General features: G+C 45.8%; 15 protein-coding genes. 10 read left to right on the forward strand and 5 right to left on the reverse strand.

What is annotated here, in order from left to right; genetic code table 11:
- Both KNP98_RS04940 and KNP98_RS04945 read right to left on the reverse strand, forming a co-directional pair.
- The coding region (locus KNP98_RS04940; protein ID WP_214810819.1) for a helix-turn-helix domain-containing protein at positions 1-271 on the reverse strand (271 nt) is incomplete at its 3' end.
- Between the two features lie 538 nt (positions 272-809).
- Complete coding sequence (locus KNP98_RS04945) at positions 810-980, reverse strand: DUF5325 family protein (protein WP_157898488.1); 171 nt, start codon at positions 978-980, stop codon at positions 810-812.
- Between the two features lie 185 nt (positions 981-1165).
- Here KNP98_RS04945 and typA point away from each other — a divergent pair, with 185 nt between their 5' ends.
- The 3 genes from typA (at position 1166) to KNP98_RS04960 (ending at position 4574) form a co-directional block, all read left to right on the forward strand.
- On the forward strand, positions 1166-3013 hold the full coding sequence (gene typA / locus KNP98_RS04950) for a translational GTPase TypA (RefSeq protein WP_029330949.1): 1848 nt from the start codon (positions 1166-1168) through the stop codon (positions 3011-3013).
- 28 nt (positions 3014-3041) lie between these two features.
- On the forward strand, positions 3042-3395 hold the full coding sequence (locus KNP98_RS04955; RefSeq protein WP_088837463.1) for a YlaH-like family protein: 354 nt from the start codon (positions 3042-3044) through the stop codon (positions 3393-3395).
- Between the two features lie 126 nt (positions 3396-3521).
- On the forward strand, positions 3522-4574 hold the full coding sequence (locus KNP98_RS04960) for a PQQ-dependent sugar dehydrogenase (protein ID WP_214768643.1): 1053 nt from the start codon (positions 3522-3524) through the stop codon (positions 4572-4574).
- A gap of 75 nt (positions 4575-4649) precedes the next feature.
- Here the strand turns inward: KNP98_RS04960 and KNP98_RS04965 are convergent, their stop codons facing one another.
- Positions 4650-4853: a YlaI family protein gene (locus tag KNP98_RS04965; RefSeq protein ID WP_214765247.1), complete on the reverse strand. Its 204-nt coding sequence runs from the start codon at positions 4851-4853 to the stop codon at positions 4650-4652.
- Between the two features lie 120 nt (positions 4854-4973).
- Here KNP98_RS04965 and KNP98_RS04970 point away from each other — a divergent pair, with 120 nt between their 5' ends.
- Complete coding sequence (locus KNP98_RS04970) at positions 4974-5426, forward strand: PNPOx family protein (protein WP_088837460.1); 453 nt, start codon at positions 4974-4976, stop codon at positions 5424-5426.
- Positions 5427-5465: 39 nt separating this feature from the next.
- Positions 5466-6782 carry a PhoH family protein gene (locus KNP98_RS04975; protein ID WP_088837459.1) on the forward strand — a complete coding sequence of 439 codons (1317 nt, stop codon included), beginning with the start codon at positions 5466-5468 and terminating at the stop codon, positions 6780-6782.
- A gap of 64 nt (positions 6783-6846) precedes the next feature.
- Here the strand turns inward: KNP98_RS04975 and KNP98_RS04980 are convergent, their stop codons facing one another.
- Entirely contained in the window at positions 6847-7308 is a 462-nt protein-coding gene (locus KNP98_RS04980) for a hypothetical protein (RefSeq protein WP_029330943.1), read from the reverse strand.
- Between the two features lie 122 nt (positions 7309-7430).
- Between KNP98_RS04980 and KNP98_RS04985 the strand changes: the two genes are divergently transcribed.
- From KNP98_RS04985 to KNP98_RS05000, 4 genes are all read left to right on the forward strand, one after another.
- Positions 7431-7709, forward strand: a complete 279-nt coding sequence (locus KNP98_RS04985) for an Fpa/YlaN family protein (RefSeq protein ID WP_029330942.1) — start codon at positions 7431-7433, stop codon at positions 7707-7709.
- Positions 7710-7778: 69 nt separating this feature from the next.
- Positions 7779-9056, forward strand: coding sequence for an FtsW/RodA/SpoVE family cell cycle protein (locus KNP98_RS04990; RefSeq protein WP_088837457.1), 1278 nt, complete (start codon positions 7779-7781; stop codon positions 9054-9056).
- Entirely contained in the window at positions 9043-12477 is a 3435-nt protein-coding gene (locus tag KNP98_RS04995; protein ID WP_214765242.1) for a pyruvate carboxylase, read from the forward strand. Before KNP98_RS04990 ends, KNP98_RS04995 begins: the two co-directional genes overlap by 14 nt.
- Positions 12478-12590: 113 nt before the next feature.
- A complete protein-coding gene (locus KNP98_RS05000) occupies positions 12591-13949 on the forward strand; it encodes a cryptochrome/photolyase family protein (RefSeq protein ID WP_214801902.1) in 1359 nt (452 codons plus the stop codon).
- Positions 13950-14035: 86 nt separating this feature from the next.
- On the opposite strand, the gene KNP98_RS05005 is transcribed toward KNP98_RS05000, so the two are convergent.
- Positions 14036-14917 carry a COX15/CtaA family protein gene (locus KNP98_RS05005; protein ID WP_029330938.1) on the reverse strand — a complete coding sequence of 294 codons (882 nt, stop codon included), beginning with the start codon at positions 14915-14917 and terminating at the stop codon, positions 14036-14038.
- A 324-nt stretch (positions 14918-15241) separates the two neighbouring features.
- Between KNP98_RS05005 and cyoE the strand changes: the two genes are divergently transcribed.
- The gene (gene cyoE, locus KNP98_RS05010; RefSeq protein WP_088837454.1) at positions 15242-16174 is read left to right on the forward strand and encodes a heme o synthase; all 933 of its coding nucleotides are present in this window, start codon (positions 15242-15244) and stop codon (positions 16172-16174) included.
- The last annotated feature ends 6 nt before the right edge of the window (positions 16175-16180 follow it).

Raw genomic sequence — 16180 nt, forward strand, 5'->3', positions numbered from 1 at the left:
AGCGGTCAAAGGCATCAGCAAGATGTTTGACGCTCGTCTGCACAGACGTGCTATCGACTTCCTTCAGCCAGTCGAACGCCTGCTTCAACGACGGGAGTTCTTTCGAACAAGACCCGAAGGACAGTCCTTTCCCTGTCGCTTTATACGTCTCATCCCACTTCGCTAAGAAGTGGTTGAAGACGAAGCGCGAACAACCGATCGTCTTCGCGATCAGGATTTCCTGCTCTTTTGTCGGATAGATTCTGAATGTGTAGGCCTTGTGAGTCAACATGATGTTCACCTCCTTACAACGGATATACCTGAAAGAGAGGGTGGCGATTCATCTCCCACTTTCACTAGGGCTTCACCCTGATCGTTTAGAAGTGGGCATATTCTCGCCTGATTTTGATAAAGGACGTTTTAGACTGTAGACAAAGTGCTATCGGGAGATACAGCGTCTTTTTTCGTTGCTTTCCTCGGACGAGGCGCAAGCCGTTACTCCTTGATCTTCACGGACAACGAACAGGGTCTTGACTGCCTCTAAAAGTGCGTTAAACACGAACTTTTTCCCGTATGAGTCACCAAACGCGACGCTTTTTTAGGTAATGCCGTGAAGGAAATCCAGACCTGCAGACGGTTTAGAGCGCAATCCGTCTTGAATCGCTTTTAAAGCGAAAAGCAATCGGTCGTGACCCTGCAGCTTTGCTGTAGCGGCGCGGAAGATTGCCGCTTTGAAGACGAGACAGGGAAGCGCGAACGGATTGCTTCTCGATATCGCATGCTCATGCTTCATAAGTTTGTCTACACGCTGAAACGCCCATAAAGGACGTTTAAGACTGTCTCCGAAGGCGGGCTTTCAAAACAAAACCGACGCCCATCGAAACAAATACTAGAAGTAGCGAGATGAAGACCATCAGCATGTTTTGTTCAGCGATGAAAATCCCGATCGCTGCCATCGAACCTACTGCTAATACTGCCAACAATAAAAAGACGAACCGCATATCATTTCCCCCTCGTTTTACGTGAGTACGTATTTAGTTTAGCGTGAAACGGGGTCAATGAAAAGGCTTTCGCTATAAGCTTGAATCATAGTCATTGCCAACTGCCACTCAACCTGTGCTATACTCTTAAAGTTGACCGAAAGTAATGTTGGATTATTTAAATGAATAGAAAGAGGTACACACTTATGACAACTTTAGTAAGAACTGATTTACGCAACGTCGCGATCATCGCCCACGTTGACCATGGTAAAACGACACTCGTCGATGAGCTTTTAAAACAATCTGGGACATTCCGTGCGAATGAACTAGTTGAAGAACGCGCAATGGACTCAAATGATATCGAGCGTGAACGCGGAATCACAATCCTCGCGAAAAACACAGCAATCGATTATAAAAATACCCGCATCAACATCGTTGATACACCAGGTCACGCCGATTTCGGTGGAGAAGTTGAACGTATCATGCGTATGGTAGATGGCGTTATCCTCGTCGTCGATGCACGTGAAGGCTGTATGCCACAAACACGTTTCGTATTGAAAAAAGCACTCGAGCAAGGATTACAACCAATCGTCGTCGTCAACAAAATCGACAAGCCGATGGTTCGTCCACTCGAAGTCGTCGATGAAGTCGTCGATCTTTTAATCGATCTTGGCGCAGACGAAGATCAACTCGAATTCCCAGTCGTTTATGCATCGGCAGTCAACGGCTCAAGTTCATTTGAACCTGAACTTGATAAACAAGAAGATACAATTACGAACGTTCTTGATTTGATTCTTGAGCACACACCAGCACCTGTCGATAACAGCATGGATCCACTTCAGTTCCAAGTTACGATGCTTGATTATGACAACTACCTTGGTCGTATCGGAGTTGGTCGTGTCTTCCGTGGAGAAATCAAAGTCGGCGATAGCGTTTCGCTTTCTAAACTTGATGGATCAATCAAAAACTTCCGTGTAACGAAATTATTCGGATACTTCGGCCTTAAACGCGTTGAGATCGAAGCGGCGAAAGCTGGAGACTTGATCGCAATCGCAGGTATGGAAGATATCAACGTCGGTGAAACAGTGTGTCCAACGTCACACGTCGATCCACTTCCATTGCTTCGGATTGATGAGCCAACACTTCAAATGACGTTCATCGTCAACAACTCACCATTCGCTGGTCGTGAAGGGGATCTCGTTACTTCACGTAAAATCGAAGAGCGTCTTGAAAAAGAACTTGAAACAGATGTTTCGCTTCGTATCGAAAACACAGATTCTCCTGACCGCTGGATCGTTTCAGGTCGTGGTGAGCTTCACCTTGGTATCTTGATCGAAAACATGCGTCGTGAAGGTTACGAAATTCAAGTTTCGAAACCACAGGTAATCATCAAAGTTGAAGATGGCGTTAAAGTCGAGCCGTTTGAGCGCGTCGTCATCGATACTCCTGAAGAGTACACGGGTGGAGTCATGGAATCGATCGGTCTCCGTAAAGGTGAATTGACGAACATGCAAACAATGGATAACGGTCAAACGAAAATGGAGTTCATCGTTCCTTCACGCGGTTTGATTGGTTACCGTAACGAATTCTTATCTGCAACACGCGGATACGGCATCATGAACCACACATTCGAAGAGTACCGTCCGTTCATCAACGCAGACATCGGTGGTCGTCGTAGTGGTGTTATGGTTTCGATTGAAACAGGAAAAGCGACTGCTTACGCAATCTCTGCTCTTGAAGACCGTGGAACGATCTTCATCGAGCCAGGCCTTGAAGTATATGAAGGAATGATTATCGGGGAATGTAACCGTGACGTCGATCTCGCTGTTAACGTTGTTAAAGCGAAACAATTGACGAACATGCGTGCATCTGCGAAAGATACGACAAACGTTCTTAAACGTCCACGTGTCTTCTCACTTGAAGAATCATTAACATTCTTGAATGAAGATGAGTACTGTGAAATTACACCGGAATCAGTTCGTCTTCGTAAACAAGTGTTGAACAAGAACGAACGTGAAAAACAAGACAAACGTCGTCGTCTTGGAAAAGACTGAGTTCTTAACAATGTAAGGGGGACTGGCAATGTCTGCACAACCTGCCGTTGCTTCTGATTTCTCGAAATTCGATATTCCTGCCGTCGCCAGGTTTCTTGGCGTCGGGAGTGATCCGAATAACTTAAGTGCGGGTTTCAATGCATTGATGATTACGGTCGTCATTTTGACGCTCGTCGTGTTTAAGCTAGGTTTTGCAAAGGAATTAGCTTGGTGGAAATCGCTGATCGTCTATCTTTTATTAGCTGTCTTTTCAGCGGCTTTAACACTCGTCTTTTGGACGTGGCCGATTCCTGAAGTATTGCTTGCGATGGTCGCCATCCTCGGGATTTATCGTTTCCGGATGTGGCGTGTCAAACGCGATCGAGAACAGACTGCATCTTAAATTCATTTGATTCGTTTAAAAGTCCGTCTTCCTTGTGAAGGCGGACTTTTTGTTTTATCGTTCAATCGGTAAATAAAGGAATAGAAACGAGAAAGTCAGGGGAAAAACCTTTAAGGAGTGATGAAAATGAATAAATGGAGCTGGCTCGCCCCGCTGAGTCTTACGATGTTATTAGTCGGTTGCGCGACTGATTCAAAGACGGAGGAGTCGAGTCAAACAGATGCTAAACAAGAGACTGAAGAGGGAGCCGACATCATTTTCGAGTCCCTGCAGGCACCTTGGAATGTCGAGATGTCAGGGGATACATTTTATATTACAGAACGAGATGGAAAAATCGTCGAAGGAACGCAAGGGGATTATTCGCGAACAGCCCCACGTCTGACGGAAGAAGTCGTGGCGGAAGGCGAAGGTGGACTACTTGGAATGGCCCTTGATCCCGACTTTGAAGAGAATCAGCTCGCTTATGTATACCATACGTATGAACAAGCAGGTGAGCTACGGAATCGTGTCATTTCAATCGAACGGAAGGATGGGGACTGGACAGAGAAAAGCATTTTACTGGATGGCATTCCTGGGTCCTCGATTCATAATGGCGGTCGAATCGAGATTGGGCCGGATGGTTACCTGTACGTCACAGCAGGAGATGCTGCAGTTCCCGAGAATGCACAGAAGCTATCCTCTTTGGCCGGAAAAATTTTACGGATGGACTTAACGGGAGAGCCGGTTGAAGGGAATCTGGAGGGTTACGTCTATAGTTATGGTCATCGTAATCCACAAGGTCTTGTTTTTGTCGGAAATCAGCTTTTTGCGACCGAACATGGTCAAAGCGGACATGATGAAATCAATAAGATTGAACAGAAAAATTATGGATGGCCGTTGATTGAAGGGATGGAAAAACAACAAGGATTAGTCACACCGTGGTATGAAGTAGGAAATCGCTCCGTTGCACCAAGCGGGGTGACGGAACTTGATGGGAAGTTGTATTTCGGTACGTTGGTCGGGCAGAGCCTTCGCTCGATTGAAGAGAGCACGAAGCAAGTCGAACAAGTCGTAACGGATCGTGGACGCATTCGTGACGTCATGACAGATGGAACTGCACTATATTTCCTTACGAACAATACGGACGGCCGTGGAAATCCTGAGAAGAATGATGATGTTTTTGTCCGCTTCGACCCGTAAAGATATGAAAAGCTCCTTCGACATCATCCGGATGTCACAGGAGCTCAAAGTTACTTCAGCATAGAAAGTAAGCCGTCACCATCTTTTTTTAGTAGACGCCCACGTCGGATATAAGTTAAAGTTCCCAGTTGCTTCGCGCGCAATCGTCCGTTGCTCGATACGCTCATTGCATTCATCGCACAAATAGATGCGAACCGGTTTGTTACGTAAGCGTTTTGCTGCGAAGGACCAGTCGTCGATCGTTTCGCGTTTATCGCAGATAGTACATTTTACACGCATTTCGAGGTCCTCCTCTTTTTTTACTAGTATACCATATTAAAAGATTATTCAGATGTAAAAAAGGGAATTGAATGACATGACTCGAAACTAAGTCAGTAAGATAAATAGGGGGGTGACACCATGGCAAATAAAATGGAACATCGTCTGAATCTAAAGCAACTCGAAGCGTTATCCGATTTACCACTCGTTTTTTTAATCACGCACGATCAATCGAAAAGTTGGCCCATCACTCATGCAATCAGTTGGGTTTATGCAAAAGATGAACAAACGGTCCGATTTGCGATTGAAGCCGATTCGCATATCGTCAAGACGTTGGCAGAGCATCCTGTTTTCACATTGATTTTCTTTGCCGATCAATCTGCCTATAGCTTGACGTGTACGGAGGTGAAGCGCTGGGATCCGGCAGCCGAAGTGCCATTAAAGCTTGCATTTTACGAAGGAATGGTAGAAGAAGTACGCGATATTTTATTTTACGGAGCCGCTGTATCCAATCGTCCTCGTATCGAGAAAACGTATGACGAAACGGCAGCGTTACGTCTAGATCAACAAATGCATGCGATTCTAAAAGCGTAACATTCATCAAAACTCGACTCTAAAGGGGCGAACGATGGAATGAAAAAAATATACGTGCTCGATACTAATGTCATGCTCCACGATCCATTATCTTTATTTCAATTCCAAGAACATGATGTCGTCATACCGGCAATCGTCTTAGAAGAGCTGGACGGAAAAAAACGAAACATGGATGAAGTCGGGCGAAATGCTCGAGAGACCGCGCGGATTTTGGATCAATTAAGGGAAGCGGGTCATCTTCATGCAGGAGTACCGCTCGGAAATGGCGGCATCCTCCGTGTCGACATCGGTGACACGATCAGTGACGTCTCACCGTTCACACATGAATCGAATGACAATAAGATTCTCGAGTTGGCGTGGTCGATTCATCGGGAACAGCAGGAACTACAGAGTGGACGTGACGTCATTCTCGTCTCAAAAGATATTCTCGTTCGTGTAAAGGCAGATGCGTACGGACTTGTCGCAGAAGATTACTTGACGGATCATATTGCGGATTTGACAGGGTTATATACGGGTTTCATTGAAGCAGTCGTCGACCAGGAATACATCGATGCCTTTTACGAAGACAAACGACTCTCAGTGGATATCTTGAATGAAAAAGTTTATCCGAATCAATTCGTCATTTTAAAAAGCAATGTATCGAAAGCTTCAGCTTTCGCTGTCGTCGATCAGGAATTGCCTATCATCCGGGCACTTTCGCTTGATATCAATCAAGTATGGGGTGTCGTCCCCCGTAACGTTCAACAGCGCATGGCGTTCGAATTGTTACTTCGGGATGATGTTCCGCTCGTTACACTCGTCGGCAAGGCAGGAACGGGGAAAACATTGCTCGCACTTGCGGCCGGGTTGTTGCAAGTCGAAGATGAACATCGTTATAAAAAACTAGTCGTCGCGCGTCCTGTCGTTCCGATGGGAAATGACATCGGCTATTTACCGGGTGAGATGGAAGAGAAGCTTCGACCATGGATGCAACCGATTTATGATAATTTGGAGCACTTGTTCAATACGGGTTCGGGTGATGAACTTGGAAATATCCTAGCGGGCATGAAATCGATTCAGCTTGAGGCATTAACTTATATCCGCGGACGGAGTATGCCGGGACAGTTCATCATCATCGATGAAGCACAAAACTTAACGAAACATGAAGTGAAAACGATTTTGACTCGTGTCGGGGAAAACTCGAAAATTGTTCTAGTCGGGGATCCGCAACAAATTGATCATCCGTATCTCGATGAATATTCAAATGGTCTATCCTATGCAGTTGAACGGTTAAAAGGTGAACAAATGACAGGGCACGTCAAACTCGTCAAAGGGGAACGGTCGAACCTCGCGCGTCTTGCGGCCGACTTGCTTTAAAAAATAAAACTGCCCTCTTTTCCTTCAGTCGTTAACGTTAGAAGGAAAAGAGGGCAGTTTGCTATTAGATGACAGTGATCCGATTGACCGAACGGACGACTTGATCTTGATAAAGCAAATGAACGGGACCATCGGTTAAGACTTTCCCGTCTTTTGAAAATTGTAAGTAGAGTTGAGGCAGTACCTCGAGTGGGAGTTCGACGGTATCGATTCCTTCAAAACGTAATTGTGAGGCATCGTCTAGTACTTCAGCATTTGTGATGAATGGAAGGAGTGGCATCGCGAACGTCCCGCGTAGTGCGTCATCTTTTTCTTCGCGCGTCATCGGTTTATTGTGATCGGTCCGACTCCCTTCCGTAATCCCCTTGTCCCAAGCAGCCCCCATTTTCGCATAGTATGCTTCAGCGGCATTATGCTCTGTCTCTTGTCCGATTTGTTCGACCGCAATCTTACGATCGTCAAAGATCCAGACGGTTGGATCAATCGTTAATGTGTACCGTACCTTACCTGTGATTGGAAAAATCATCTCTATTCCCCCTAAATGTGTGAATGCTACAAATCCATTATACCGAAACGTTGAATTGTTAGCGAAAGTAAGGTAAAGTTTATCTATAACAGGAACGCGTCATTTGATGAGGAGGGATTGGATTGTCAACTGAAATCGGGACAGTTCATCGCCAGCGCGCTCTTGAGCTACTAGAAGCGGATGCCCATAAAATCCGCCGGTTGATCGAGGTCCAGCTTGCGAATTTAACGATGCCACAATGTCCTCTTTATGAGGAAGTATTGGATACACAAATGTTCGGATTGTCACGCCAAATTGATTTTGCCGTTCGTCTTGAACTGATTGATGCGAGTGAAGGGAAACAATTACTCGAATCACTTGAACAGCAACTATCTGACTTACATGATGCGGAGACGTGCTGATTTTCTACTCAAACGTGAAATGCGGCGTTTGGGTATTTTTTTTTAGAACTAGAAAAGGGACGTGTACATATGCAATCGAAGTTTAAAGAAAGACGAGCATTTTTTGACTTTCGCTTGTTCTTTACGATGTTGATTCTGATGGCAATCAGTACGGTGATGGTTTATAGCGCTAGTGTTTGGAACGGTGGCGATTATGCGAACACTTCGTTTTTCGAGAAACAACTGATGTTTGACGGCTTGGCAATCGTGGCATTTTTATTTGTTGCGCATCTCAATCATGAAGTGCTTCGAGGTCCGATTTTTCGTTTAGTCTTGTATCTCATCACATGGGTGATGTTGATGGCGACGTTGTTTTCTGAACCGTTGAACGGGGCACGAGCGTGGTTGAACTTTGGTGTTTTTTTGATTCAACCGATCGAGCTCTGTAAATTCGTCTTAGTCGTCGGGTTAGCGAATTACTTTGATCAAAAACAAAAAGGGACGTTGAATGGCGTAATCGGAATCGTTCATCACTTCATCCACCGTCAAATCTCTCCCTCTTCCGCGGGCAAGCGGATGTTACTTAGTTTGTCTGATTGGATTTTAATTCCGATGCTCGTCTTGCTGGCACCTTATGCAATCATCATCCGGATGCAACCCGATGATGGGGGATTGTTCATCTTGTTGTTGATTACGGCAATGATTTGGTTTGCTGTCGGATTACCGAGTGGTTACATCACATTAGGGTTCATCGCAATACCGTTAGTTGGTTTCTATGCGTATAATAATTTTTCAGAGAATCAGCTGAAACGAATCCATGTCATCTTCAACCCGTTCCTCGATGCGGAGGGAAAAGGCTATCAATTGATCAATTCGGTCATTTCCATTGCCCATGGAGGCGTGTTCGGCGTCGGGTTAGGGAACAGTTTTCAGAAATATGGGTATCTACCTGAACCAGAGACCGATTACATCATGTCAATCATTTCGGAAGAACTTGGATTTGTCGGCGTACTTGTCGTCCTTGGATTACTGTTTTTCTTAATGTTTCAAGGTGCGAGAATCGCCCAAAAATGTGTTTCGCTGTATTCAAGCATGATGGCGATTGGTATTTCTTCCATCATATTCATCCAGACAACGATCAATATCGGTGCCATGTCAGGTTTGTTCCCGGGAACCGGGGTCACGTTACCATTCATCAGTTACGGGGGGTCTTCGTTACTCGTCATGAGTACGATGCTCGGTGTGCTGGCGAATATTTCCATGCAAAATAAACATCGAATAGCGTATCATAAAGAAGTGCAAGATGCACGGACGATGAGCGCAACGAGTTCATTAACAAAAGGGGGAGCATCAGTTGACAAAAATTAAAAAGATTCTTGTAGCAAACCGTGGTGAAATCGCAATCCGAGTATTTCGGGCAGCAACCGAATTAGGCATTCGGACAGTTGCGATTTATTCGAGAGAAGACATGGGATCGCTTCACCGTTATAAAGCAGACGAAGCATATCGGATTGGTGAGGGGAAGAAACCAATCGAAGCGTACCTAGACATTGAAGGTATCATCGCAACTGCTAAAAAAGCAGAGTGTGACGCGATTCACCCAGGGTATGGTTTTCTGTCTGAAAACATTGAACTCGCAAAACGTTGCCGTGAAGAAGGCATCATCTTCATCGGTCCACAAGAAGAACATCTTTATAAATTCGGTGACAAGGTACGAGCGCGTACGACAGCAATCGAAGCCGGCTTACCTGTCATTCCGGGAACGGACGGTCCGATTTCAACGATGGAAGAAGCCTATGCTTTTGCTGAAAAAACAGGTTATCCATTGATGGTTAAAGCTTCTCTTGGTGGAGGGGGACGCGGTATGCGCGTTGTCCGGACAGAGGAAGAGCTGCCGGAAATGATTGAGCGTGCGAAATCAGAAGCATTAAAGGCTTTCGGATCAGACGAAATATACATTGAGAAATTAATTGAACGACCGAAACATATCGAAGTCCAAATCATTGGCGATGCCCATGGTAATATCATTCACTTGTTCGAACGTGATTGCTCTGTTCAGCGTCGACATCAAAAGGTTGTCGAAGTGGCACCATGTGTCACGCTTTCCGATGCAGGACGGAAGAAAATTTGTGACGCGGCAGTAACGCTAATGAAACACGTCGGGTACGAGAATGCAGGAACAGTCGAGTTCCTAGTGACGCAAGATGAATCGTTCTACTTTATCGAAGTTAACCCGCGTGTCCAGGTCGAGCACACAATCACGGAGATGATTACAGGCGTCGACATCGTACAAACGCAAATCCGGGTGGCAGAAGGTGAGTCGCTTCATAGTGAGCTCGTTGGAATTCCGGTGCAAGAAGAGATTCAGATGCTTGGTTTCGCGATTCAAAGCCGGATTACATCGGAAGATCCAGAAAACGGCTTTTTACCCGATACGGGAAAAATTAAAGCTTACCGCTCACCCGGCGGTTTCGGAGTCCGTCTTGACGGAGGGAATGCTTACGTCGGTGCAGAAATCTCACCATACTATGATTCACTGCTCGTTAAAATCTCAACGCACGGCCTGACGTACGATCAAGCTGTCGCGAAGATGAGCCGAAACTTAAGTGAGTTCCGGATCCGTGGAATCAAAACAAACATTCCGTTCCTAAGCAACGTCTTGAAACACCATGCATTCATCAGTGGTGACTACAACACGTCCTTCATCGATGATACGCAAGAATTATTCATCTTCCCGAAACGGCAAGACCGTGGAACAAAGTTATTAACGTATATCGGCGAAGTTTCTGTCAATGGATTCCCTGGTATCGGAAAAATCGACAAACCGTTAGCACGTGACGTTCGGATTCCGAAAGATTTACCAACGACGTATCAAGCGGGCACGAAAGCGTTACTTGATGCAGAAGGGCCGGTTGGTGTTGCGAATTGGTTGAAAGCACAAGAACAGGTCTTGTTGACAGACACGACGTTCCGGGATGCACACCAGTCGTTACTTGCGACGCGGATGCGGACGAAAGATTTAGTAGCGATTGCAGAAGCAGAAGCAAAACTCTTGCCGGAATTGTTCTCGGTCGAGGCGTGGGGTGGCGCGACGTTCGATGTAGCATATCGTTTCTTGTCAGAAGATCCTTGGACTCGTTTAATGAAATTACGTGAACAAATGCCAAACGTCTTGATTCAAATGCTATTACGTGGTGCGAATGCAGTCGGTTATAAAAACTATCCGGACAACGTCATTCATGCTTTCGTCAAGGAAGCGGCCCAAGCAGGCGTTGATGTCTTCCGAATCTTTGATAGCTTGAACAATCCGGAATCAATCCAATTAGCAATTGACGCGGTCTTACCGACAGGGAAGATTGCAGAAGCAGCCGTCTGTTATACAGGCGATCTGTTCGATGCGAATCGTCCGAAGTATCACTTACCGTATTACGTCAAGTTAGCGAAACAATTGGAAGCAAGTGGCGCGCACATCATCGCAATCAAAGATATGGCGGGGCTGTTAAAGCCGGAAGCAGCGTATGCGTTAGTCTCTGCTTTAAAAGATGCTGTCGATTTACCGATCCACCTCCATACACATGATGCGAGTGGGAACGGAATCTACACGTATGCCCGTGCAGTCGATGCCGGTGTTGACGTCGTCGATGTCGCTGCTTCGAGTATGGCCGGCTTAACGAGTCAACCAGCAGGAGGAAGTTTAATCCATGCGCTGAGTGGACACCCGCGCCAGCCACTTGTTTCAGCACAGAAATTCGAACAAATTTCAGATTATTGGCAAGATGTTCGTCACTTGTATAAAGCGTTCGAACTCGATATGTTAGCACCGAATCCAACCGTTTACGACCATGAAATGCCGGGCGGTCAATATTCGAATCTTCAACAACAGGCAAAAGCAGTAGGACTCGGAGATCGTTGGTCGGAAGTCAAGAGTATGTACGCCCGCGTCAACATGTTGTTTGGTGACATCGTCAAAGTAACACCGTCGTCTAAAGTAGTAGGAGATATGGCCTTGTTCATGGTCCAACATCACTTGACAGAAGAAGACGTCTTACATCGTGCGAGTGGGCTCGATTTCCCGGATTCAGTCGTAGAACTGATGAAAGGTGAGCTTGGCACACCTCCGGATGGGTTCCCGAAACAAGTGCAAGATGCGATCCTCAAAGGTGTCGCACCATTAACAGAACGTCCAGGGAAAATGATGGAGCCGCTTAACTTTGATGCCATCAAACATGAATTGTTTGAAAAGCTCGAACGACCGATTACTGAATTTGATGCGCTTGCGTACGCGCTTTATCCGAAAGTATTCATGGATTATAGTTCATATGTCGCACGTTATGGAGACGTCTCGGTCCTTGATACGAGTACATTCTTCCACGGCATGCGACTCGGTGAAACGATCGAAGTCGAAATCGAACGTGGTAAAACGTTGTACCTCAAGTTGATTCAAGTCGGACAGCCGAATGATCACGGTGTGCGAATCGTTTACTACGAAATGAATGGTGTTCCGCGTGAAGTCGAAGTCAAGGACATTAGCGTCAAGGAAAGTTCGTCCAGTCGTCCAAAGGCGGACCGGTCGAACCCGAAACAGATTGGTGCATCGATGCCGGGAAGTGTCCTGAAAGTTCTTGTCGAACCAGGAGCACGTGTCCGTAAAGGGGAGCAATTGCTCGTCACGGAGGCGATGAAAATGGAAACGACGATTCAAGCACCGGAAGACGGAGAAATTAAAGCCGTCCATGTCAACGAAGGCGAAGCAATCGCAAGCCAAGATTTATTAATTGAATTCATCTGATTCGTGGCGTGGTGATTCGATAACTTTAAAATAGAATCGATGAAAAACAGGCAGACGCATGGCGGCTAGCCTGTTTTTCTTTTTAAGCAGCATTATCGGAGGAGGAGCTAGGAATGAATATCATCTGTTGGATTAGAAGTGACTTTCGACTTCAGGATAATCAAATGTTGGCGAAAGCGGTAGAATACCTCGAGCAGGACGATCAAGCGACCGTGGAATTTGTTTTTTGGCTTAACCCGGACTATATCGGTTCTTACGAAGCGAGACAACAGTATTTCTTTCAAGCGCTGGAGCACTTTTCGGATAACTGTAAAACAAAGGGCTTGCCGATTCGTTTTATTAAAGGGGACGAAGCGAAGTTTTTAGAGGAAACGGCAATGGCAGACCATTTAATTTTTAACGCCGAATACGTCGAACCGTTTAAGACGCGCGATGATGCGATTATTAAAAAGCGTCAGCGTCAACAGACGGATCGTGTACTCGATCGTCACTTGTTGCATCCGCATGCAGTCAAGAAAAATGATGGTGGCTATTATAAAGTGTTCACACCATATAAAAATGCGTTTTTAAAAAAAGATCTTCCAGAACCAGTCCAAGTGAATCTCGAACGTCTGCAAGCCCAGTATAAAAAACACCAAAATGACAACTCATTCATTGAGGAGTACTTTAAACAGGCTCAATCCGAGGTTGATTTTCAGGTGGGTGAAGAAAATGCGCAGAACCGTTTACATCAGTTCATCTCGAGCGGACTCGAACAGTACGAAGAAAATCGGGATATCCCGTCAATCGACGGAACGAGTCTGATGTCACGTTACCTGCGGACGGGAGAAATCAGCATTCGGACCATTTATACGCAGGTTGAGCAAGCAGCTGCTTCAAAAGGAAAACAAACCTATTTGACGGAATTAATTTGGCGTGAATTTTACTACACGATTTTGATGCACTATCCAGAGTCAAAACGTCTACCGGTAAACGAGCAGTATAATGACATTCAATGGGAAGACGACGAGACGGGGTTTGACGCGTGGAAAAAAGGTGAGACAGGTTATCCCATCGTCGATGCGGCGATGCGTCAGCTGAACACAACGGGCTGGATGCATAACCGGCTCCGGATGATTGTTGCCTCCTTTTTAACAAAAGATTTGTTAGTCGATTGGCAAAAGGGTGAACAATATTTTCAGAAGAAGTTAGTCGACTATGAAGCGGCTTCGAACATCGGGGGATGGCAGTGGGCAGCATCTGTCGGAACGGACGCCGTACCATACTTCCGTGTCTTCAATCCGACGACCCAATCGAAAAAATTTGATGCGTCTGGTGACTTCATTCGTCGATATGTACCAGAGATTAAGGACTTGCCGAATAAATTCATTCATGAACCAACAGACCAGCAACGTGAAGACTATGATTACCCAAAACCAATCGTTGAGCATGATATGGCACGTAAACGGGCGATTGCTCGCTTTAAAAAGTAATAAACTACGAACGCGGTACCGACATAAAAAAGATGGAGCATCACAGTGAAATGATGCTCCATCTTTTTTTGACTTGTCTAATATGCTTAACGATCTTGCCTTGTCCGGAACGCGTGATACGTCATGTAAGACAGTACACCAAAGTAACATGTAATCAAGAACGCGTGTAAAAGTGGAACGTAAGTCGCGTGTCCGCCTAAAACGATCCAGGCACCTGTCGCAACTTGGCAACTGATGAAGAACGTAGCAAACGCCATCCCTTTTTGTGTCGTCCGATGCTTTAAGCGAATCGCGACGAAGTGCACATATAACGTATAGAAGAATAATAAGCCAGCCATAATGCGATGAATCATCTGGACCCATGACTCGTATGTCATCGTTGGTTGCGAACAGACGGGCCAACCGACACAGGCATACGTTGCGCCGACGTGACGGACATATGCGCCCGTATAGACGACGATCAGCGTGTAAATCAGCAGGCCGTACAGGAGTTTACGTAAGAATGCTGGGACCGTTTCCCTGAATTCTCGTCCTGGACGTTCCATGATTAATAGCGTCAAAATGAGCAAAGAAGCGAAGGAGATAAGCGAAATCCCGAAATGGAGCGCCATGACGAGGTCAGACTGTTGCCAAACAACAGCACCTGCTCCAACGATGGATTGAATCAACATGAAGATAAAAGCAAGAAAGGCAAAAATCTTCGTATCGAGACGCTCTTTGAAAGCGACGAGTGTCCATAAACATAATGCGATGATTAATAGTCCGACGACACCGGTTACGGCGCGGTGGCTGTATTCAATCATCGTTTCTACACTAGGGTTAGTCGGAATGAGCTCTCCGTGACAGAGTGGCCAGTCTGTTCCACAGCCGTTCCCTGAATCAGTCTTTGTGACTGTGCCCCCCATCAACAATACGATCATCATCGTGAATGTGACGAATGCCGAAAAAATCGAAAGCTTTCGATTCAAGACACGGACACCACCTTTCTAAAATATACAATATACAGTCATGCGCATAGCAATAGTATCGCATAAAAAATATCGAAACGCTTGCAATCTTTTAGAAGAACGCTATTCTAATATTAGGTAAATATGGTGAACTGTGAGGTTAATCACATAGATTTCACATTTTGTTCATTATGTCGAAAGTATTTTCATGCGTCACGACCCTGAATATGTGGTATCTTTTATAGAGAAAAGGACGTTTCGTGGCGTGTCTGTGTTATTTCTGTGAAGAAAATACGTGTCTCATGCGTGCAGAGAGGATACAGGCGGTTAGAAGGAGGAAACAACATGGCGAAAGTAAATGGGGAGACGCTTGACATCATGATCGAGCAAACGGATCAACCGACGTTCAAGGACTATGTCACCCTAGCAAAGATGGGAATCGTTCGCGCGAATCTCATCACCGTCTTCGCAGGATATGTCGTGGCAGCATCGTATTTAACCGATGATGTCTTGTTATACCTGTGGCAGACGAAGTTGACATTATTGTGGACACTTCTTGGAAGTGGCCTGGTCATTGCCGGAAGTTGTTACCTCAACAACTACATTGACCGAGACATCGATTACAAGATGGAACGGACGATGGGGAGACCGAGTGTGACCGGCAAGATGGATGGACAGCGCATATTGGCATTAGGACTTGGAATACTTGCGACGGGAACGGTGCTTCTCTTGATCGTTAACCATGTCGCGGCAGTGTTCGGATTGATTGGATCATTCGTCTACGTCGTCATCTATACGATGTGGCTCAAACGGACGCATACGATCAATACGGTCGTAGGGGGTATTTCAGGAGCAGTGCCACCGATCATTGGATTTGCGGCAGTCACTCCAGCACTTCATATCGATGCCTGGATTTTATTCCTCATCATGTTCGTCTGGCAGCCGCCTCACTTCCTTGCACTCGCAATGAGACGGACGGAAGAATACCGTGCTGCAGGTATTCCGATGTTACCGGTCGTTAATGGTTTTGCCATCACGAAACGACAAATTGTGTGGTGGATTGCAGTCTTAGTCCCATCATCACTACTCTTGGCACACTATGGTATCGTCTACACGATTGTCATGGCGGCGTTAAGCGGTTACTGGCTTTACATGGGACTGAAAGGTCTCAAAATCAAAGAAAAACAAGCTGAAATTAAATGGGCATCGAAAATGTTCTTCTTCTCGCTCTTTTACTTCACAGCTTGGATCGTGACGGTCGTACTCGTTTCTCTCTAAAACGAT

Origin of the sequence: Exiguobacterium sp. s127, assembly GCF_018618695.1 — a bacterium.
GTDB lineage: Bacteria > Bacillota > Bacilli > Exiguobacteriales > Exiguobacteriaceae > Exiguobacterium_A > Exiguobacterium_A oxidotolerans.

What these genes read in the sequence shown, in the direction of transcription:
- typA (WP_029330949.1), top strand. Translation starts at nt 1,166, where the DNA reads ATGACAACTTTAGTAAGAACTGATTTACGCAACGTCGCGATCATCGCC.
- KNP98_RS04945 (WP_157898488.1), bottom strand. Translation starts at nt 980, where the DNA reads ATGCGGTTCGTCTTTTTATTGTTGGCAGTATTAGCAGTAGGTTCGATG.
- KNP98_RS04970 (WP_088837460.1), top strand. Translation starts at nt 4,974, where the DNA reads ATGGCAAATAAAATGGAACATCGTCTGAATCTAAAGCAACTCGAAGCG.
- KNP98_RS04990 (WP_088837457.1), top strand. Translation starts at nt 7,779, where the DNA reads ATGCAATCGAAGTTTAAAGAAAGACGAGCATTTTTTGACTTTCGCTTG.
- KNP98_RS04980 (WP_029330943.1), bottom strand. Translation starts at nt 7,308, where the DNA reads ATGATTTTTCCAATCACAGGTAAGGTACGGTACACATTAACGATTGAT.
- KNP98_RS04955 (WP_088837463.1), top strand. Translation starts at nt 3,042, where the DNA reads ATGTCTGCACAACCTGCCGTTGCTTCTGATTTCTCGAAATTCGATATT.
- KNP98_RS04965 (WP_214765247.1), bottom strand. Translation starts at nt 4,853, where the DNA reads ATGCGTGTAAAATGTACTATCTGCGATAAACGCGAAACGATCGACGAC.
- cyoE (WP_088837454.1), top strand. Translation starts at nt 15,242, where the DNA reads ATGGCGAAAGTAAATGGGGAGACGCTTGACATCATGATCGAGCAAACG.
- KNP98_RS05000 (WP_214801902.1), top strand. Translation starts at nt 12,591, where the DNA reads ATGAATATCATCTGTTGGATTAGAAGTGACTTTCGACTTCAGGATAAT.
- KNP98_RS04960 (WP_214768643.1), top strand. Translation starts at nt 3,522, where the DNA reads ATGAATAAATGGAGCTGGCTCGCCCCGCTGAGTCTTACGATGTTATTA.
- KNP98_RS04975 (WP_088837459.1), top strand. Translation starts at nt 5,466, where the DNA reads ATGAAAAAAATATACGTGCTCGATACTAATGTCATGCTCCACGATCCA.